A 20,260-nucleotide genomic window follows, 5' to 3' on the forward strand; every position below is an offset into this window, starting at 1 on the left:
GCAACTTCCTCACTTCAACAGACGAAGGAAAGATGGGCAATGCACCCACACTAACGTCTCAATCGTCAAAGTTACCAGTACTCTAAACTCCTGTTTTTGGCCTACTTTTCACAAAATAGCCCAGAAACGCAATTTCCCGTCCACCCTTAATTGCCAAAGCAAGCATTCCTGATACTCCCCTCCTCGGAGGGGTTGGGGTGGGTTTCACGCATAGCCTTATACTTGCAACACTCCATAAAAAAACTGCTGCGTTTTCGGCCTGTTTTTGAAAAAACAGGCCGAAAACGCAGCAGTAAAACATCAGGCGAAGCCAGAAATCAACTTACCTTTTCTTCGCCTTCTCGCCTGGCACCGGAAAGCCGCGGTCACGCATGAGGGCGTCTATCCTGGCGTCACGGCCCCTGAACAGGCGGTAGGCCTCGGCGGGGTCCATGGAGTTGCGCGGCGCGAAGAGGTATTTCACCAGTTTGGCGGCCACGTCTTTGTCATAGAACCCGCCCGGCGCTTCGGCAAAGGCCTCGGCGGCATCTGAAGTGAGCACGTCTGCCCAAAGGTAGCCGTAGTAACCGGCGGCGTAACCTTCTCCGGAGAATACGTGCGTGAAGTGCGGCGAACGGTGGCGCATCACAATTTCTTTGGGCATGTTCAGGGCCGCCAAGGTTTCGCGCTCAAATTTATCTGGGTCCAGGCCAGTGGGGTCAGACAGCGTGTGGTACTTCAGGTCCATCAGCGCCGAAGCCAGGAACTCAGTGGTCGCGAAGCCCTGGTTGAAGGTGGACGCTTTCTTGATTTTGGCCACCAGCGCCGGGGGCATCACCTGCCCGGTTTTGTGGTGCTTCAGGAACTGGTTAATCACCCTATCTGTAGACAGCCAACGCTCCAGCAGCTGGCTCTGGAACTCAGTATAATCCCGCACGCCACCGTTCAGGGTAGGGTATTTCACGTTGGAAGACAGGAAGTGCAGCGCGTGGCCGAACTCATGGAAAAACGTGGTGGCATCATCCCAGGAAACCAGCACCGGGTCACCGGGCGCGGGTTTCACGAAGTTGGAGTTGTTAGACGCCAGCACAGTCTCTTTGCCTTTGTACGTGGTGTGGCTGCGGTACGGCGAGGCCCACGCCCCCGACCGCTTGCCCGGACGCGCGAACGGGTCCAGATACCAGAGGCCGATGTGCTCGCCGGTAGTTTTATCGGTGACTTCCCAGACCTTCACGTCTTCATGGAACACCGGCACCGATCCTTCGGGCACAGGCGTGAAGTTGAAGTTGAACAGCTCGCCGGCGGTGTAGAAAATGGCTTGCGTGAGGTTGCCCAGCTCCAGGTACTGCTTCACTTCCTCAGAGTCCAGGTCATACTTCTGCTTGCGCACTTTCTCAGCGTAATAGCGGTAATCCCAGGGGGCAATGGTAATCTTTGCGCCTGTTTTGTTGGCAACGGCCTGCATATCCCGCACTTCCTCTTTTACGCGGGCCAGGGCAGCGGGCCATACGGCCTCCATCAGGGCCATGGCGTTCTTGGGGTTCTTGGCCATGCGGTTCTGCAGGCGCCAATCGGCGTAGGTGTCATAGCCCAGCAGTTTTACACGCTCGTCACGCAGTTGCAGAATTTTGGTGATGTTCTGGTTGTTGTCAGACGCATCGCCGTTGTCGCCGCGGGAGTAGTAGGTGTTCCAGACTTTTTCGCGCAGGGCGCGGTTGTCTGAATACGTCAGGAACTGGTCCATGCTGGAGCGGGTGTTGGTGACGGCGTACTGGCCCGGTTTTCCGCGGTCAGCGGCGGCTTTGGCAGCGGCCTTCACAAAACTTTCGGGCAAACCGCCCAGCTGGTCTTTGGTGAAGTAGGTCACGTATTTCTCCTCATCGGCCAGCGTATTGTTCGCAAACGAGGTGTACAGGCTGGACAGTTCTTTGTTGATAGCGGCGTACCGTTGCTTCGCCTCTGCGCTCAACCCCGCGCCGTCCATGGCGAAGTCTTCATAAATGAGCTGCACCACGCGCTGCTGGTCTGCGGGCAACGGCGTTTTCTGCGACTGGTCATACACGGCCTTGATGCGGGCGAACAGCTTAGGGTTCTGCGAAATCTTAGACCGGAACTCTGACAGCTTCGGTGCCAGCTCGGCCTGAATCTTCCGGAACTCGGGCGTGGACAAATTGCTGCTCCAGATGCTGTAATAGGTCATGGCCCGGCCCAGCGCCGAGCCCGCCTGCTCATACGCTTCAATGGTATTCTCAAAGGTGGGCGCTTCGGGGTTGTTGGTGATGCGGTCAATCTCAGCCAACTGCAGTTCCATGCCCCGCTCCATGGCCGGTTTCAGGAGCGCCAGGTCCATTTTATCAAAGGCCGGCACGCCGCCGTACGGCCCCAGCCACTCTTTGAGGAGGTCATTGTCAAACGCGGGAAGTTTCATCTGGGCAGTTGGTGGAGGCGTGGCAGATTCAGTTGAGGCAGGCTGCTGCGGCTGGGTAGACGTACACCCCATCACCGCCAGCAGGAATAGCAAAGAAGGCTTTATGGCCTTTATCATCAGTTTTTTGGTCATAGAAAATATACTTCAAGTTCGTTTCTTTTACAGAAACGGTTGTTTGTTAGAACCTCTAAGGTAAGAAATTATTGCGTGAAAGGATTTCGTTGGCACAGACGCTCGCAGGTCTTGCAGACGCTACGAGGCCTTTTGAGGAAGCGGTGAAGCGGTGGCAGGCATATACACCTCCCCCCCAAGGAGGGGAGTATCTGCACGAGTAGAAGTATAGTTTCTGCATTTTTGACCTACTTTTCTCAAAACAGGCCGAAAACAGGTAATAATAACAGTAAGAGACGATAGGATTTACAGCTTGTTCCGCTTCACCCCTTCATGCGTCAATTTGACGGGCTTGATCATGCCCTTCTCATCAAAGTGCATTTCCTCTATGCAGGTCACGCGGTGGTCGCGGTCGGTTTCTCCCAGTGGGCGGCGGTGGTAGACAATGTACCACTGGTCCTTGCCCGGCACCTGCATCACCGAGTGGTGCCCCGCGCCAGTGGCGATGTTGGGGTCCTGCTGCAGAACCTTGCCCACCCGCTCAAACGGCCCAAACGGAGAGTCGGCCACGGCGTAGGCCACTGAATAATTGGGCCCGGTCCAGCCGCCTTCTGACCACATAAAATAGTACTTCCCGTTCCGGATGAACATCACGGGGCCTTCCACATAGTTCTGGGGGGTGATTTCCTTGAAGGTGGTGCCGTCTGCGAACGGAACAAAACCGGTAAAATCATCTTTAAGTTTGGCAATGTTGCAGTGCCGCCAGCCGCCGTAGATCAGGTAGTACTGGCCGTCTTTGTCTTTGAACACAAACTGGTCAATGGGTTGGGCGCCGTTATGGAACTTGTCTACCAGCGGCTTGCCCAGGTAATCTTTGTAAGGCCCTTCTGGTTTTTCGGCCACGGCCACGCCAATGCCGCCCAGTTCCTGGTCGCTCTGGATATCATTCGCCCCGAAGAACAGGAAATACTGCTTCCCTTTCTGAATCACCGCTGGCGCCCACATGGCTTTCTTGGCCCATTTCACCGCAGCCGTATCCAGAATACGGCTATGTTTGGTCCAGCTGGTGAGGTCTTTTGAAGAGAACGCGTCAAAGAACACCTGCTTCTGGTACCGGTCTGAATACGTGGAAAAAACCCAGTACTGCTTGCCGTAAATGATGCCTTCGGGGTCAGCGTACCAACCGGGAAAGATGGGGTTCCCAGCGGTTGGTTGCGCAGTCTTCTTCTGCGCCTGCGCAAAGCCAGTGATGGCACCAAAGCCAACGGTAAGGACAGCGGCCAGGCAGAGGGAGTGCCATTTCTTCATGGAAGTAGTAGTTTTTGAAAGGTTTGAAGGAGTAAGGTATAAAGAAAAAGGGAAACGGGAAGTTTTAGGCAAAGCAGTCATTTAAAGCCACCTGTAGAGACCCGGCATCGCCTTGTCTCCTACGCATAGCTCATATCCATTCCCCAGTGGGAGCCTATCTTGTAAGCCTAAAAGCCCTAAGCCACCACCTGCCCCTATGACCTCGCAGTGTCTCCCAGACCTGCGAGTGTCTGTGCCAATAGCTGCCGCCAAATACTCTGTTACTTACGTTCAAGCAAAGAAGCATTGTGGGCCCTCCTGAACCCACCCCTACCCCTCCAGGGAGGGGAATATCGGCAATGCGTCAGAGACCAGGCAGTGCCTGGTCTCTACAGGAGGAATATCTGAAATGCGTAAACCGGCAGGAGTCAACATCCGCCTCCGCCCCCTTCAAGGGGGAGTATCTCCTTATGTAAAGGAAGTAAGAAAAGGTGAATTGCGTTTTGGCGCTGTTTTCCCGAAAACAGCCCCAAAACAGAAAAGCAAAAATCCCCCCTCTCTGTGGGAGAGGGGCCGGGGGTGAGGTCTCCCTTTTTTCCGTACCTTCACCCTCCCAACACCATGAACGTCCCGCACCAAACATCAAACCCTGCCAAACCTGTGCACCCCACCGACTACCGCCTGCCAGAGACTATTGCCACGCTCACGTATGCGGTGCTGGCGCGGCATGCGCCGGCAGAGGTTCTGAACGGCAAAACGCCGGGGTTCCAAATTCAGCCCGTGCAGATAGAAGTCAATGCGGCGTCGTTTGAAGGCACGTATTTGTATTTGCAGTTCCCGGGTGTGGCGGTGGTGCAGCAGGCTGATTCTTTGCTGTTGTCGTGCGGGTGCGAGACGCCAAAGAAGATGCTGTGCGGACACATGGTGCAGGTGGTGCAGGCGCTCCAGCACCGCCCCGAGTGGCGGGTGTTCTTTGATGCGCAGCTCAGGAGGCAAAAGCTCCAGGCCAAGGCCGAGGAGTACGGGCTGGAAGAGGAAGCCGACCTGGATGCGTACTTCACGCTGGAGTACACGCCGCAGGGGCTGCAGATAAAACCGAGGCTACCAGAGCTGCTGCCCATTACGCCCGAAACGCAGGCGTTTTTAAAGGAAAAGCTGGCGCCTGAGCAGCCGAAATTACCGTTTCAATCCACGCCCACTTCGGCGCAGCCGAACCAGAACACGCAGCGAATTGTGGTGCTGGGCGAGCACAAATACTACAAGCACCTGCACGTAGAGCTGCTGGAGGCGGCGGTGGCGCAGTCGGGCAATATCAAGAATCCGCTCAAACAAGTGAACCCGCTGGACTTTATCTGGCAGAGCAACGAGCCCGAGGTGCTCAAGTTCTACACGGGCCTCTCCCGCTTCCAGAACAACTACGACAACGAGACCACGGCCGCCGATTTGGAGGCGCTCAAGGCGCTGGTGCAGAACCCGTTGGGGTTGCCGTTTTTCGCCCAGAAATCTGAAAACCAAGGCAAACTGAGCGCCAACGCGCTGGAGCCCGTGGAGCTGCGAAACGCGCCGCTGGATTTGACGCTGGAGGTGCAGGCGCAGGAGAATTTCTACTACGTGCTGCCGCAGTTCCTGATTGACGGCGAGCCGTACCCCCTGCACCGTTTGCCGCTTCGGTATGGGCATTTCCTGGAGGTGCAGAAGAAGCTGTACCTGCTCTACAACCCAGATGTACGGCGGGTGGTGGAGTTCTTCCAGAAGCGGGGGCAGCGGGTGCTCATTCACGCCTCTAAGTTTGAGGAGTTCAGGGAGACCGTGCTGGCCAATCTGGAGACGCGCCTCAAAATCTCCTATTCGTTTTTAAAACCTGCCACGCCGCAGCAACTGGAAGAACAGGGCTTTGACCTGAACCTGGAGCGGCTGTTGTACATTTCAGAATCGCAGGATTTTATTTTGTTTACGCCGGTCATGCGGTATGGGCACGTAGAGGTGCCGGTGTTCACGCAGAAGCAGATTTACGCCAAAGATGCGCTGGGCCAGAGTTTTACCGTGGTGCGTGACCGCGAGGCGGAACACAAATTCACGTCAGCGGTATTGCGGGAGCACCCGCTGTTCAACGAGCAGCTGCACCTGGACTCTTTCTACCTGCACAAAAGCCGCTTCCTGCTAGATGATTGGTTTCTGGAGGCCTTCGAGAGCTGGCGCGGGCAGGGCATCACGCTGCTGGGCTTCAAGGAACTACAGAGCCTGAAACTGAGTCCGCACAAGGCCAAGATTTCTATTCTAGTGACCAGCGGCATCAACTGGTTTGACACCTCTATAGATGTGCAGTTCGGGCAGCAGAAGGCGGGACTCAAGGCGCTGCACAAAGCCCTGCGCAACAAGCAGCGCTTCGTGACGCTGGACGATGGCAGCCAGGGCATTCTGCCGCAGGAGTGGCTGGAGCGGCTGCAACGCTACTTCAGCGCGGGTGAGTTGGCGGGCGAACGCCTGCGCACGCCCAAGATGAACTTTCCTCTCATTGAAGAGCTCTACGACGAAGAGGTGCTGAGCCAGGAAGTGCGCGGTGAACTGGCGCTCTACCGCCAGAAACTCACCCATTTTGAAGCCATTGAGGAAGTACCCATTCCAGAAGAACTGCGGGCCACCCTCAGGCCGTACCAGCGGCAGGGCCTCAACTGGCTGAGCTTCCTAGACCAATTCAACTTCGGGGGGTGTCTGGCAGATGACATGGGGTTGGGCAAGACGGTGCAGGTGCTGGCGTTTCTGCTGGGGCAACGCGGCAAGGTAGACCGCAATACCAACCTGGTGGTGGTGCCCACCTCGCTGCTGTTCAACTGGCAGGCTGAGGTGGCCAAATTCGCGCCCAGCCTAAAAGTGCTCACGCTCTACGGAAACGGGCGGGTGCAGCACCTGCCGCAGCTGGACGGCTATGAACTGGTGCTCACCACCTACGGCACGCTGCTCTCAGACATTGCCGTGCTCAAGAACTACCGCTTCAACTACGTGGTGCTGGACGAGAGCCAGAACATCAAGAACCCGCAGAGCCAGCGGTACCGCGCGGTGCGGCTCTTGCAGGCGCGCAACCGACTGGTGCTCACGGGCACGCCGCTGGAAAACAACACCTATGACCTGTACGGGCAGCTGAGTTTCGCGTGCCCGGGGCTGCTGGGCAACCAGCGCTATTTCCGGGACATTTACGCCAAACCCATTGACCAGTTCAAAGATTTCAGGCGGGCTAAAGAATTGCAGCGGAAAATTAGTCCGTTTCTGCTCAGGCGCACCAAAGAGCAGGTAGCGCAGGAGCTTCCGCCCAAGACCGAGATGGTGCTGTACTGCGAGATGGGCACGGCGCAGCGCGAACTCTACGCGGCGCATGAGCGCGAAATCAGGGAGTTTATCTCGGCCCAGGCCGAAGAGGAAATTCAGAAGCACCCCATGCACGTGCTGCGCGGGCTCACCCGCCTGCGGCAAATCTGCAACTCCCCCGCCCTGCTGCCCGATGATGCGGGCGTGGGCGAACCTTCGGCGAAGCTGGAGGTGCTGCTGGAGCAGATTGAAAGCAAGGCGCCGCACCACAAGATCCTGGTGTTCAGCCAGTTTGTGTCTATGCTGCAGTTGATTGAACAAGCCCTGCAAGCGCGCGGCATCAACTACGTGACCCTCACCGGCCAGACCAAAGACCGACAGGGCGCGGTGGCGCGGTTCCAGGAGCAGGATAACGTGCGGGTGTTCCTCATCAGCCTCAAGGCGGGCGGCACGGGCCTCAACCTCACCCGCGCCGACTATGTGTACCTGGTAGACCCGTGGTGGAACCCCGCCGTGGAAAACCAGGCCATTGACCGCACCTACCGCATCGGGCAGGACAAGCACGTGGTGGCTGTTCGGCTCATCTGCCCTAACACCGTGGAAGAAAAGATGCAGAAACTACAGGCCAGCAAAAAGGAACTGGTCAATGATTTGGTCAAGACCGACGGCGGCATGCTGAAGGCTATAAGCAAGCAGGAGTTGCTGGCGTTGTTGGGGTGGGACTAAAAAAAACTTGTAAATGGCAAACTTATTTTAATACAAACTGCCTCAGAAATGGCTCAAAACTCACTAAAGAAATCTCTAAAATAGACCTCCAATAATTACTACCAAAAGCTTTTTGATTTCTCCTACTCAGCTCATCAGATGTTCTAATAATTATATCTAATGGCGAAAATTTTATTGCGGATTGAAGAGAATTAATTAAATTAGTAACTACTAAATCTGAATTTTCCTTAAATCTCTCACATAGCCTAAGTTTTTGATAATGGTATTCTATTATGGAAAACAATTCATCATCTATTCCATTGATATTATCAATATAAAAATCTATTTCTAATTTTGAATCACTACAATTTAATTTAACAAACAAATATTGATCTTTTGGAAGTTTATCAAGATAGAGATTCAAGAACAAACGTTTATTATTATCTCTCCAAGATATACTTTTATATTCATTACATTTTGAACAACTAGGAAATAAGTTCTTCGGGTGAATAGCAAACTCAGCAAATTCAGATTTTGGAACGATATGATCAAATGAACTTATTTCACCTATAGTACAATTTTGACAGGTACTAATAATCCTATTACTTTCTATAGTTGTTAGTTTTATCTTTAACTCCTGAAACGCTTTAGCTCTAAATGAATAAAGCTTTAGCAAATCTTCTTTTTCATCACCTGTAAAACCACAACATTCCAAATATTGCAAAGTGTTATTTTGAAAAGCTAAATCATAATCTTCATAAAGCAATTTCACACTTTCAGTCAAAGAATTCAATCTATTTTTATAGTATTTATCTTGAGCAGAATTTTTCTTACCCGCAACAACCTCTGCAAAAAAAGAAAAAGGATCCTCTTTATAAGAATTCAAATTTATCATATTCAGGATAGTTTACTTAAGATATAAAGGCGAGCGTTTAAACTTAATGGAATATTATCATACTCTAACTTAGAAACTATATCTTCAAAAGCTTCCCCAGATGCAGCAAAATAATCAATTATTTTTTTATAATGTTTAGGCACATCTTTATTACCAAAAACTTCATCAGTTAATACAGATAAATTTTCACCAAAAGACTCTAGACCAATCCTACGAACAGAAGGTATATTCCCATGCCTTTCCACAACATAAACATTTCTTGAGAAAAGTTCTCTAATAACAAGAGGGGAATGTGTTGCTATTATACAAAAGGATTCAAATTCATCAACAAGCTCATATATTGTACTCATTAACATTGTTATAGCATTTGGATGCAAATGTGTTTCAGGTTCATCATATATTAACAAAGAATCTAATCTTATATTAGCAACGATTTCGGTAATAATATAAAGCATAATACTTTGGCCAGAGCTCAGTTCTTTATTTATTCTTTTAAACTCTTTAACATCAACTTCATATTTATTTTTATATACCTTAACTTCCTCTCTAGGAACTAGAAATTGATTCAAAATATCTACATCCAAAAAATTTAAAAGGATTTTTCTCCATTTATTTATCCGCTCTTGCTCTTCTATTTTCTTCCAAGAATGATGAAATCTTACGACCAAATCTTGTTCTTGTAAAAAATTTCCATCCACACTTCTTAAACCACAATAAACGTAATTAAAAGAAGCTGTATTAATTGGAATATCAAACTTATCAAATAAACTATAGGACACTCCAATTACTTTACTAAATAAAGGTATACTTGGTTTAAAAAAATCTTTTTCCTTTCTAGATATTCTATTTGGCAATGAAGTAACTAATTGTGTTTTCCCTGTCCCGTTTTTGCCTATCAATCCAATAATTCTATTTGGAATATCATCATCTGTATTAAAGTCAAAATCAACATCAATTGGAATATCTGAAAATAGCGGTTTGAAAACAAATGTAAAACTATAATAATTGGATTGCTCTGTTTCATTCAAGATATTTCTAACTTCCCTCAAAAGCCTTTCAGCTTTATCCTCTCTAATTAATGATTGCCGAAACACAATTCTATTTTCAAAAGACTCTTGTATATGAGGAAAGAATGCAGCGTCTTTTAATGAAAAAAGTATTGAATCATAATCATGCTTAAAATAATATTTTATCCTATCATAATAGCTTCTACTCTGCCCAAGTGAGCAAAACAAGCTAGTCAGATTAATAAAATTATCTGGAAGGTGCTTTTTTGGATACAATTCTTCTCCACATATGATTTTTAATTCACCAATATAATTACATACGCAATTATTGTCATAATAAAATAACGAAAAAGCGGATTCAGTCCCATAATCATTCCATTTTACATTATGAACAACAACAAAGGAGGGAAAAATTTCAGGGGTATTATGAGAAGACTTACTTTTAGACATTCCACGAGGATTTTTTTCAACAAAAAATGGAATACTGTTCAGTTTAGTATCAATAGGCAAATTATCAATATCATTCTTTTCATATACTCTATAAATGGGAAGTCCATTTTCAGAATAATCACTAATTGCTAATTTATAACCCTCCTTTCCTAAAGTTCGGTTAAGTTCTAAAATAACAACTATTATATCATCCTCAATTTTTCTATACTTTGGATTTATTATAGCTTCAATAAATTTCTTATATTCTCTATCATTATCTAAAAGTTTTAACCTATGCTCAAAAAGTTCGCTATAATTCCAATCATCATTATTAATTATATGATGATAAACATCCCTATAAGCATTATCAAATCTTTTATCTGTTGAAGGCATTGATTTCAAATCCCATACATCATTTAAAAAATCCATAATCATATCGCTAGAAAACAATTCATCCACTAGCTTGAAATCAAAAACTAATATTTCAAAAATCAGCGATTTTAAACTTTTTGTAATCTTCATTTTTAAAACATATCACCAAAAGCCACATCTATTAATATTCAATCAACCTTTCTTAAAACTTAGATTCAATCATGTATAAATAAAAAATCACATATAAACTTATAAAATATTAACCTCTCCCAAAACACATTCATATCAATTACTTAAACTTTATAAAAATCAAATATTTTTCTATCCACCTCAATTCCTAACACCACATACCGTCGCAGCTTCGGAAGTATCATTCGATTATTAAATATAAAAAGAAAATCGTCATTAGTTCGTTTCTCTTAAATTAGCGAATAAAGTATTTATACTTTATCAATTATATTTAGCCTCCGCTACTCAGCCTTCCAATCCACCCTGAATGCGTGTGCTGGAAACTGTCAGAGAATTTCAAGCCGTAGCCCAGGGCGCGGTCTAGGGCACTATGCCCGAAGAGCACCAGCCCGGCCAGTTGCAGCTCGGGGTGCCCTAGCGCAAACCCGGCCGTGCCCGTGAGCAGCGCGAGACCCTGGTGGTGGAACAGGTTATAGGCATAGGCCCCTACCCGCGGGCCAGCCAGGTAGCCCAACATGCTTACATCTGGCAGGAGCAACAGCGCGAAGAACGTCCACCAGCTATAGCCCAGGTACAGGGTGCACACATACGCGGCGGCCAGTTTGGCCAGGTCTTCCAGGGTCAGGAGTAGTTTCATAAGGGGTTGGGTAGTGTGTAAAAACGGGCGGTTTGGGCACCGGTAAGTTGGGAAGCAAGATAAGAACAAAGAGGAGTTTCCCGTTCTATCGCTGGGGCAGCGCCCAAAAAGAAACAGTTCTTCCCCTCGGCGGAGCCGGACCAGCAAGTGCGGGGAAACATGCCCTGAAAGGAAGGGGCAGCAAACTGCACAGACAACCTCTTGCCTGCCTTCCCCGGCGGGAAACTCAGGGCCTGGTGACGGCCCCGGAAGAAGCGGACCAGCCCAAACTTCAAAGGCGTTTTCGGTCTGTTTTCTAAAAAACAGCCCGAAAACCCCCTGCGCACTCCGCGTTTACCGGAGCTTCTTTTTCTGGAACTGCAAATCGCCGCTTAGTTTCTCATGCACAAAGATAGAGTCATGCACCACGCGGGCCTGCTGGCCGGTCTCCTCGGCTTTCTGCTGGAACAGGGCGGCCACGTCGGGTTGTTTGGTCTGGGTGAAGTACGTGCCCATGTTCTCCAGCAGCATCTTGGTTTCCTCCAGCCCGCGCATGGCCTGGTAGAGCAGACTCTCCACCGACTCGGTGACTTCGGCTAAGAGCGAACTGATGGTGTAGGCGTGGCCGGTGTGGCACCGGAACCGGATGAGGTTGCCCTCAATAAGCTTGGTGAGCGCGCCGTGGCAGTCTGGGCAGGTAAAGGCCGTGAGTTCGCCTTTGTCTATGATGCCCATCTCAAAGGCGTTGTCATGGCGGGCAATGGCAATTTCAATCTCCAGCCGGTTCAGGTCGTCCTGCGGAACGTTGGGCGGGGCGGGGGCCTCTTCGGTGGTGAGGTGGGTGAGCAAAGATGCCAGCTGCGCGAGCGGCACCACGTGGTCGGCCTCCACAAACTGCAGGGCGTTGGCGGGCATGTCGGGCACGGCCGCATCAGAGGGGTCCTGCACCACCGTCACGCCGCCCAGCCGCTGCACAGACCACAGGCCCGAGGTGCCATCGTCCAGGTACCCGGTGAGCACCACCCCCACCACCCGGTTACCATACACATACGCCGCCGACCGGAACAGCGCGTCAATAGACGGCCTGAACCGGTTTTCCTTCGGCCCTTTAGACACCACCATGGTGCCCTTCTCCAAGATCAGGTGGTGGTCTGGCGGTGCCACGTAGATGTTGCCGGGCAGGAACTTCTCCCCGTCTTTGGCAAACTGGGCGGGCAACGCACTGTTTAAATTGATGATCTGGGGCAAAACGCTTTCAGAGTACGGGCCCAGGTGCTGCACCACAAAGATGGTTCCCGGGAAGTTGGCCGGCAGGTGCTTGGTTATTTCCGGCAACGCCAGAATGCCCCCCGCCGAGGCGCCTATCACCACAATGTCGCGCAAGGTGTCTTGCTTCTTTTTTGTGCTCTTCTTGGTAGTTGCCATGTGGGTGGGGTTGGTGGTGCGGGAGCAGGAACCAGGGTGAGTGCTCCTTCTGCCGGTGGTATTTTCTTTTGCGTTTCTTTTTACTTGATTCCCTTGCGGTTGGTTTCTTTTAGGTAGGGCGAAAGTGCGTTCATTCGCCACGCTGCCCGCCAGCCCCACCTATGGCAGAAAAGCATCTTTGGCACTGCACATGGTAGCAGGTACTACGCAGGGGACGCTTCCTGTTTTACGCCTGTTTTCAGAAAAACAGCCCAGAAACGCCCCTAAGCACCGAGCCTTTGGTAGCACCAAGACATGCCCTGGTCAGCGGGAGCGTGTTTCAAGAAGCATACCTGAACCCACCCCTGCCCCTCCCGGGAGGGGAGTTATCTGGCATGCGTGGGGGCAAGTATGAGATGCATGCCCCTTCATCTGCCATGCGTGGATCTGCACATGTAAACATCCCCCTTCGCCCCCTTCAAAGGGGGAGTATCGGAGTGAGTCCTGAGTCTTGAGTCTTAAGTTCAGAGTCCTTTCTTTTTTTCCTTACGCAAATCAGCACGAATGAAGCAGCAATGCCTGGTTTCGCAGCCGTGCCGCGAGGGCAGCCAGAGACCGTCCGTCATCTGTAGGCACGAGTCTGGGGACCCGCGCCAGCGGGAGTATCAGCGGGAGTATCAGCTGGAGTTAGAAGGCACGGAAGTAACTTCCGCGCCATAGAGGTGTAGAAGAGGGCAGAGGTCATGTGAGGCTGCCGCCCCATGGAAGCTGAAAACTTCCGCCACCACAGGTCCAAGTTGGAAACCTGAACCAGAGAAAGCGGCAAACAAGCAGCAAGAAGTAAACCAACAAACAACAATGAACAATCAACACTTCTGCTAGTGGCACCTGGGTTAATTAGCACTTCTGCCCCTGACTGATGTGCGCAGCACGGGCTCGTCTCAGGCTAGCGGAACTACAGCATTTACCTGCAGAGGCAGACATAACAGCACAAGCACTTACAGCAAAGGAATCTAAACCAGTCCTGGGGGTGAGCGCCTCTGTTAATACGGTGCCGCTCCAGCGGCAAGGCCGGAGGGCCTAGTTTTAACAGCAGTGCTCACCGCCAGGACGAGGCCCCGCGGCCGTGAGCGCTTACCGGATACAATGCAACAGCAATGGGATTTCGCACCGGAGCAAACGCCAAAGCCAGGGAAAACAGCAGACCACGTATTCCTAAAATCACGGTACTACGGCAGCGGCACAGCCAAGGGAACAGCAGATTACGCATTCCAGCATCTGCAGCAGCAGCAAAAATGAAACATTTGCTCCAGTGAGGCCCTGCATCCAACAGCACTGACAAGGAAACGACGCATTCCATCAGCAACACACCAGGAGAACAGCAGAACACGCATTTCAGGCCGCCAGTAAAACACAGCATCAACCGCCAAGGCACCTGCACACAATACCCTCTATTTTTCAGCAACACCCTGCCCAACCAGCGAAACAGCAGACGGCGCATTGCAAAAACAAGGGAACGAGCGCTCCTCCTCCCAGGCAGAACGATGAAAGACAGGAACATTCCGTTTCCGGCTTGTTTTCTGAAAAACAGCCCCAAAACACCCCTCCTTCGCCGCGCCTGAAAAGAACCGGAACCTCTCCCTCCTTCCAACGGTAAAACCATACAACAACTACTGCTTTCCACGTGCCAACAATTCAACGCTCTTTTTTCTTCCTCCTTCTAACGCTGGTGGGCTGCGCCAACCCAGACCTGCACACCAGGGGGCTGGTCACCCAGAACGCCATGGTGGTCTCAGCGCACCCCTTGGCCTCTCAGGTAGGCGCTGACATCATGCGGCGGGGCGGAAACGCCATAGACGCCGCCGTGGCCGTGCAGTTTGCCCTGGCGGTGGTGTACCCAGACGCGGGCAACCTGGGCGGAGGCGGCTTTCTGGTGCTGCGGCAACAGGACGGCACCGTGGCCGCGCTGGACTACCGCGAGAAAGCCCCCGCCGCCGCCCACCGCGACCTCTACCTCAACGCCCGCGGTGAAGTGATTGAGAACCTCAGCCTCAAAGGCCACCTGGCCGCGGGGGTGCCCGGCACCGTGGACGGCATGGTGCAGGCCCACCAGAAGTACGGGCGCCTGCCGTGGCGGGAACTGGTGCAGCCCGCCATTGCGCTGGCGGCCAAGGGCTTTCCGCTGACCCAGAAAGAGGCGAAGAAACTGAACGGGCAGCGCAAAAACTTCCTGGCCTACAACACCCGCCGGCCCGACTTTATCCTGAAAGACCGCTGGCGCGAAGGCGATACCCTGCGCCTTCCCGACCTGGCCCGCACGCTGGAGCGCATCAGAGACCAGGGCCGTGACGGGTTCTACGCCGGGGCCACCGCCCGGCTGTTGGTAGAAGAGATGAAACGCGGCAAAGGCATTATCACCCAGCAAGACCTCACTGACTACCACGCCGTCTGGCGCACCCCGCTGGTGGCCAACGTGGGCGAGTACCAGATCACGGCCATGCCCCCACCCTCCAGCGGCGGCATTGCGCTCATCCAGCTCCTGACCCTGTCTCAAGACTATCCGTTGCGCGAGTGGGGCTGGAACACCGTCAAAACCGCCCATTTCATGGTAGAGGCAGAGCGGCGCGTGTACGCAGACCGTTCCAAGCACTTCGGGGACACCGACTTTTTTGACATGCCCGTGTACGGCCTCCTGGACACCAGCTACATCAAAAGCCGCCTGAGAGGCTTTTCCCTCCAGAAAGCCACGCCCAGTGAGCAGGTATCTCCCGGCACGCCGCCCCTGGCGGAACCCATGCACACCACCCACTATTCCATTGTAGACCCGCAGGGGAACGCCGTCTCCGTGACCACCACCTTGAACAGCAGCTTCGGGAATAAGGTGTTTGTGGCCGGGGCCGGCTTTCTGCTCAACAACGAGATGGATGACTTCAGTGTGAAGCCCGGCGTACCCAACAGCTACGGCCTGGTGGGCGAGGAGGCCAACGCCATTGAACCCGGCAAGCGCATGCTCTCTTCCATGACCCCCACTATTCTGGAGAAAGACGGGCAGCTGTTCCTGGTCATTGGCGCCATGGGCGGCTCCACCATCATCACCACCGTGTTCCAGATCATCCAGAACGTGACGGTGCACGGCCACACCATTCAGGGCGCCGTGAACGCCGGCCGCTTCCACCACCAATGGAAACCCAACTGGATTCTGTCTGAATGGGGTGCGCTGGGTTTTGGAACTGGGTTAGGCCTGTGGTTCAAAGGCCACAAGATTGCCCCTAAAACGGGAGGCATCGGGCGGGCAGCCGGTATTCTGGTACTGCCAGACGGCACGTTGGAAGGCGGCGCTGACCCCAGAGGCGATGACGCGGCGGCGGGGTTTTAGAATTAATTTTTTTTAGCTTTCCCGCTGAATATATTTAACATATTATTTCAGCTGAAGACACATAGCTCTTATGAATGATTTAAATGTGTGGCGTCATAAACATATATAGGAAATATACTCCAGTTGATACTCCCCCTTTGAAGGGGGCGAAGGGGGATGTTTACACCAGCCGGTCACGCATACCTGATCACTCCCCTCCTCGGAGGGGCAGAGGTGGGTTCAATGCACCTGCCACCGCATCACCGCCTGCTCAAAAGACCTCGTAGCGTCCGGAGGACCTGCGAGCGTCTGCGCCAATAGCCACCGCTCCCCCACACCCCAAGGAAAAAACACCGCAATTGCGTTTTCGGCCTGTTTTCTGAAAAACAGGCCGAAAACAGGAAAGGGTAAACTGCACCAAAACCTAACGGTTCTGCATCTTAAAAAACAACTTAGAAATGGGAATCAACATCAACCCAGCCACGGCAAAAGAGATGAACGAGACTTTCAGGCTGAAGGCGTGGGCCAGGTACCCAATCATGGGCGGGCCAATGAGCATCCCCACAATCCCGAAGGTCACAATGAGGGAGATGGCCATGCCGGGGGTGTACTTGTCTGAGGTGCCGGCCAGCACGTACGTCATGGGAATCACCGAGGCCGTCCCGAAACCCACCATGGAAAAACCGATCATGGCCGGCCAGAACGTGGGGAACAGAATGGCCAGCATGATCCCTGTAAAAATTAGAAACGCGCTGAACACATAGGTGGTGGGCACGCCCAGGGCATCAATGATTTTGTCTGAGATAAACCGGGACAAGGCCATGAACGACATAAAGATGAGGTAGCCGGCGGTAAACACCTCCTCGCCCACCACCTCCTGAAAGTAGATCCCGCTCCAGTCAAACATGCCGCCTTCGCACACCGCTGAAAAGAAGACCAGCAGCCCCAGGTAGAGAATGAACGGGTCTGGTTTCCCAAACCTCACTTTGCTTTTGGCCGGGGCCACATCATGGCGCAGCAGATATTGGTACGCCACCACCGTGGCAACCAACGAAATGGCAGAAACTATCAGCAGGTGCGGTACCATCTCCACTTTCAACGAAACCAGCAGGGTGGTGAACGCAATGCCCACAATGCCGCCGGTGCTCCACAGCCCGTGAAACGAGCCGTTGATTTTCTTATCTGTCTGCTTCTGCAGGGTAATGGCCTGGGTGTTGATGGCAATGTTGAACACCCGCATGCTCAGCGAGAACATAAACAACACCGCCACCAGCGCCACGGGCGAAGGAGCCAGCCCTATAAAAGCCAGCATGACAGAATTCAGCAGGAACCCCACGGCCAAGGGCTTCCTGGTTTCAAATTTTGACACCAGCCAACCAGACAACGGCAACCCGATCAACGAACTGATGGGCATGCTCAACAGCACCGACCCCAGTTCGGCCTCATTCAGATCCAGGGCAGATTTAATGGTGGGAATGCGGGAGGTCCAGCTGGAAAAATTAAATCCTGACAGGAAAAAGAAGAGGCTCAACGCAACCCTCTGTTGGTTAAATGACAGCATTGTCTAGAATGAAGGACGCAAATACGTATATTCTGTACGCAATTGAAAAAAGATTTTTCTGAGTGGCTCCTGCTTCCTTTCATCAGGAAATGATCCTATGAAGGAGAAGTGGTATTCTTTGTCAGTTTTCATTCCCCAGCGTCCTATCAAGTAGACAAGTATTTCTTCTGCTTTAAAGACCAGTTCAAAAGCTTAATTCTCCTGTTCGTCAGAAAATTCAAAGCAACCGTATTACCATTTTATCTGCTTAAGAGCCTGTTTAAATTTGTCTTTTCTCCGGCCTTGGCCCCCCCCTCACCCCCTTCAAAGGGGGACAACCAGAAAGAGTACCAGGCATTAAAGTAACTTCCGCGCCATAGTAAGGCCAACGCAGAAAAGTAAGATGAGCGCTTTGCGTTTTGGGGCTGTTTTTCTGGAAAAAGCCCCAAAACGCAACGGAAGCTCTACCAATGGCACCTTTCAGTTGTATTGGTGAACTCCCGCAGCCCCAACCTCCTTCCCAGTGCCTGCGGGAGCGGGCGAAGCAGAAGCCGAAGGCGCCGAGGAGCTTAGCGGGAGCACGGACAGACGGTTCAAAACTGCAGTGGCCACAGAAGCAATGCAACAGAGGACGGCAGCGTGGTGGAAACTTTGAACGAAGCCCCTCCTGTCTGAGTGGCGGCGAGTCAGGGGCTTTTTGATTCTTTGGGTTAGGTTGATCAGCAAGGAGAAACCTGAAGAACCTCAGCAGGGGGAAAATTAAAATGCCTTTAGGCAGGAACGGTGGCGGGAGCAAGTGTCTTCGTTAGATCCTTCGGTAGCTACGCCAGCTCTTTTCGGCTCCCGCGTAAAGAATGTTCAGGATGACCAAGCGCAAAGAGACCAGGCACCGCCTCGTCTCTTTGCGCTGGCCACACCATATCCTTGGCACAATACCAGTATTGCGTCAAAACCACTCCCTACCCCTCCCAAGAGGGGAATCATCTGGTATGCGTCACAATCTTTACTAACCTCCACCTACTATGCCTCTATTTTTGAAATACCACCAGAAATAAGATCAGAACAGCGTGGGAGACAAGGCGGTGCCTGGTCTCTACAAAAGAAATGATCAACCTCTCTACGTTCCAGACGGATACAAATCTGGCGGTTCATTCCGGACGGTGATACGCTCTATGGGGTGCAAGGCGCGGGTTTTGTCAAGGAAGATAAACGCATCATACCGTTTAGGGAGGACAGAGGGTACATAGTTGCCCAGATGCTCCAGCTTGGGGTCATACACCACCCCAATGGCCCGGTGGCCTACCGGCCGATTCAGGGCTTTATTGGCCACGAGGTCTTTGGAGAAGATGATTTTATCTGTGGGGCTTAACTGGTGCAGGATCTGCTCCCAGCTGCCCGGTACCGCCGGGGGAACCTCCATGGTTTGGTAGGGGGCGCCCCACCGGCTGGCGGCAATCACGGTGCCTTGGTAAGAGCCAAACCCAACGGCAAACACCTGCTCTTCGCCATATTCCTTGCGTACCAGCTGCCCCACGTTCACCTCGCCCCTATCAGCCATGTCTGTGTAGCGGGCATCGCCCACGTGGGTATTGTGCTCCCAGACAATGGCTTTTGCCTCAGGCCCGTGAAACTCCAGCAGGCGCTGCAGGGTCTGCATCATGTGCCGGTCCCTGATGTTCCATGATTCAGAATTACTGGTCACGGCGGCCCGGTAGTACCGTTCGCCGTTCAGGGCTACCAGCGCATTCTGCTCGGCTACAAACTGGGCCTCACTTTTGGTATTCCCTTCGTTTTGACTCTGCTGCTGAATCTCCCGCCAGAGCCGGCTGGTCTCGGCTCGGCAGTTGGCCGAGGCATTGGCCACGGCCTCTGCGTATTGCATGGCGTCTGCACTGTACGGCTGGAAACACCGGTGCACCTGCCGCGCCGCCTTCACCAGGTCAGGGTTGTTCTTCACATACGGCAGGAGCTCGGTCATAGACTCCCAGAGACAGTAGACGTCCAGCCCAAAGAAGCCTGCTTTCTGGTCTGAGGGTTTGCCCTGGTTCACCGCATTGAGCCAGTGCACCAGCGAGGCCACCTCGTAGTTGCCCCACATCCAGGTGGGCCAGCGGTTGTACTGCTCCAGCAGCGCCACGGCGGCGGCACTGTCTTTGCGCGGGCCTTTGATGAACTGGTTAACGCGGTATGAATCGGCCCACTCCCCTTCAACGGCCACAAAGTCAAAGCCTTTCTCCTGCATGAGCCGTTTGGTGATAGCCGCCCGCCAGGTATAATACTCAGCGGTGCCGTGCGAGGCTTCGCCCAGCAAGACCACCCGGGCGTCTCCTATCTGCTGCAGCAGCACCTCCAGGTCCTGCTCCGTCCGGAGCGGGTGGTGGGGAATGGTGAGCGTGACCGTTTTGCCAGCCCTACCGGCAGGTGGGTCTCTCCTGCTCTGCCCCGCCACTTCCTGCTGAGGGGTTTGCTTGCAGGCAAAAGTGAACAGGCACAGCATTGCCCACAGGAATTGCCAACCGCTATGTCTTTTACTACGTCTCATGCGCCTCCTTCTTTACCTATTCCACTACCTGTTTAAATGCAAAACCAACGCAAGCGGAAAGACCATGTCTTTTCCTGCCTGAATCAACTTGCAGACAG

The 20,260-nt window shown here is 52.3% G+C and carries 11 protein-coding genes; 2 read left to right on the top strand and 9 right to left on the bottom strand.

Going from position 1 to position 20,260, the window contains the following annotated elements:
• Window positions 1-322 precede the first annotated feature (322 nt).
• Together FHS90_RS09005 and FHS90_RS09010 are read right to left on the bottom strand one after the other, a co-directional pair.
• Entirely contained in the window at window positions 323-2,524 is a 2,202-nt protein-coding gene (locus FHS90_RS09005) for a M3 family metallopeptidase (protein WP_246386807.1), read from the bottom strand.
• A 300-nt stretch (window positions 2,525-2,824) separates the two neighbouring features.
• Window positions 2,825-3,826 carry a glycoside hydrolase family 43 protein gene (locus tag FHS90_RS09010; protein WP_182512794.1) on the bottom strand — a complete coding sequence of 334 codons (1,002 nt, stop codon included), beginning with the start codon at window positions 3,824-3,826 and terminating at the stop codon, window positions 2,825-2,827.
• Window positions 3,827-4,426: 600 nt separating this feature from the next.
• On the opposite strand from FHS90_RS09010, the gene FHS90_RS09015 reads away from it, so the two are divergent.
• Window positions 4,427-7,834 (top strand): DEAD/DEAH box helicase, encoded by a 3,408-nt coding sequence (locus FHS90_RS09015; RefSeq protein WP_182512795.1) that lies wholly within the window; start codon window positions 4,427-4,429, stop codon window positions 7,832-7,834.
• A 22-nt stretch (window positions 7,835-7,856) separates the two neighbouring features.
• Here FHS90_RS09015 and FHS90_RS09020 read toward each other — a convergent pair whose 3' ends face one another.
• The 5 genes from FHS90_RS09020 to FHS90_RS09040 form a co-directional block, all read right to left on the bottom strand.
• The gene (locus tag FHS90_RS09020; protein ID WP_182512796.1) at window positions 7,857-8,708 is read right to left on the bottom strand and encodes an HNH endonuclease; all 852 of its coding nucleotides are present in this window, start codon (window positions 8,706-8,708) and stop codon (window positions 7,857-7,859) included.
• A 2-nt stretch (window positions 8,709-8,710) separates the two neighbouring features.
• Entirely contained in the window at window positions 8,711-10,666 is a 1,956-nt protein-coding gene (locus FHS90_RS09025; protein ID WP_182512797.1) for an AbiJ-related protein, read from the bottom strand.
• 310 nt (window positions 10,667-10,976) lie between these two features.
• Entirely contained in the window at window positions 10,977-11,342 is a 366-nt protein-coding gene (locus tag FHS90_RS09030) for a DUF4260 domain-containing protein (RefSeq protein WP_182512798.1), read from the bottom strand.
• A 333-nt stretch (window positions 11,343-11,675) separates the two neighbouring features.
• Entirely contained in the window at window positions 11,676-12,746 is a 1,071-nt protein-coding gene (locus tag FHS90_RS09035) for a chemotaxis protein CheB (RefSeq protein WP_182512799.1), read from the bottom strand.
• 1,078 nt (window positions 12,747-13,824) lie between these two features.
• Window positions 13,825-14,388: a hypothetical protein gene (locus FHS90_RS09040; RefSeq protein WP_182512800.1), complete on the bottom strand. Its 564-nt coding sequence runs from the start codon at window positions 14,386-14,388 to the stop codon at window positions 13,825-13,827.
• A gap of 21 nt (window positions 14,389-14,409) precedes the next feature.
• On the opposite strand from FHS90_RS09040, the gene ggt reads away from it, so the two are divergent.
• On the top strand, window positions 14,410-16,101 hold the full coding sequence (gene ggt / locus FHS90_RS09045) for a gamma-glutamyltransferase (RefSeq protein WP_343049640.1): 1,692 nt from the start codon (window positions 14,410-14,412) through the stop codon (window positions 16,099-16,101).
• A gap of 403 nt (window positions 16,102-16,504) precedes the next feature.
• On the opposite strand, the gene FHS90_RS09050 is transcribed toward ggt, so the two are convergent.
• Entirely contained in the window at window positions 16,505-17,611 is a 1,107-nt protein-coding gene (locus FHS90_RS09050) for an MFS transporter (protein WP_246386810.1), read from the bottom strand.
• Window positions 17,612-18,737: 1,126 nt separating this feature from the next.
• The gene (locus FHS90_RS09055; RefSeq protein ID WP_246386813.1) at window positions 18,738-20,162 is read right to left on the bottom strand and encodes an erythromycin esterase family protein; all 1,425 of its coding nucleotides are present in this window, start codon (window positions 20,160-20,162) and stop codon (window positions 18,738-18,740) included.
• Between the last annotated feature and the right edge of the window lie 98 nt (window positions 20,163-20,260).

Origin of the sequence: Rufibacter ruber (assembly GCF_014138425.1) — a bacterium.
In the GTDB taxonomy this organism is placed as follows: Bacteria; Bacteroidota; Bacteroidia; order Cytophagales; family Hymenobacteraceae; genus Nibribacter; species Nibribacter ruber_C.

What these genes read in the sequence shown, in the direction of transcription:
- FHS90_RS09015 (WP_182512795.1), top strand. Translation starts at nt 4,427, where the DNA reads ATGAACGTCCCGCACCAAACATCAAACCCTGCCAAACCTGTGCACCCC.
- FHS90_RS09030 (WP_182512798.1), bottom strand. Translation starts at nt 11,342, where the DNA reads ATGAAACTACTCCTGACCCTGGAAGACCTGGCCAAACTGGCCGCCGCG.
- FHS90_RS09035 (WP_182512799.1), bottom strand. Translation starts at nt 12,746, where the DNA reads ATGGCAACTACCAAGAAGAGCACAAAAAAGAAGCAAGACACCTTGCGC.
- FHS90_RS09055 (WP_246386813.1), bottom strand. Translation starts at nt 20,162, where the DNA reads ATGAGACGTAGTAAAAGACATAGCGGTTGGCAATTCCTGTGGGCAATG.
- FHS90_RS09040 (WP_182512800.1), bottom strand. Translation starts at nt 14,388, where the DNA reads ATGGTTTTACCGTTGGAAGGAGGGAGAGGTTCCGGTTCTTTTCAGGCG.
- FHS90_RS09005 (WP_246386807.1), bottom strand. Translation starts at nt 2,524, where the DNA reads ATGATAAAGGCCATAAAGCCTTCTTTGCTATTCCTGCTGGCGGTGATG.
- FHS90_RS09020 (WP_182512796.1), bottom strand. Translation starts at nt 8,708, where the DNA reads ATGATAAATTTGAATTCTTATAAAGAGGATCCTTTTTCTTTTTTTGCA.
- FHS90_RS09010 (WP_182512794.1), bottom strand. Translation starts at nt 3,826, where the DNA reads ATGAAGAAATGGCACTCCCTCTGCCTGGCCGCTGTCCTTACCGTTGGC.
- FHS90_RS09025 (WP_182512797.1), bottom strand. Translation starts at nt 10,666, where the DNA reads ATGAAGATTACAAAAAGTTTAAAATCGCTGATTTTTGAAATATTAGTT.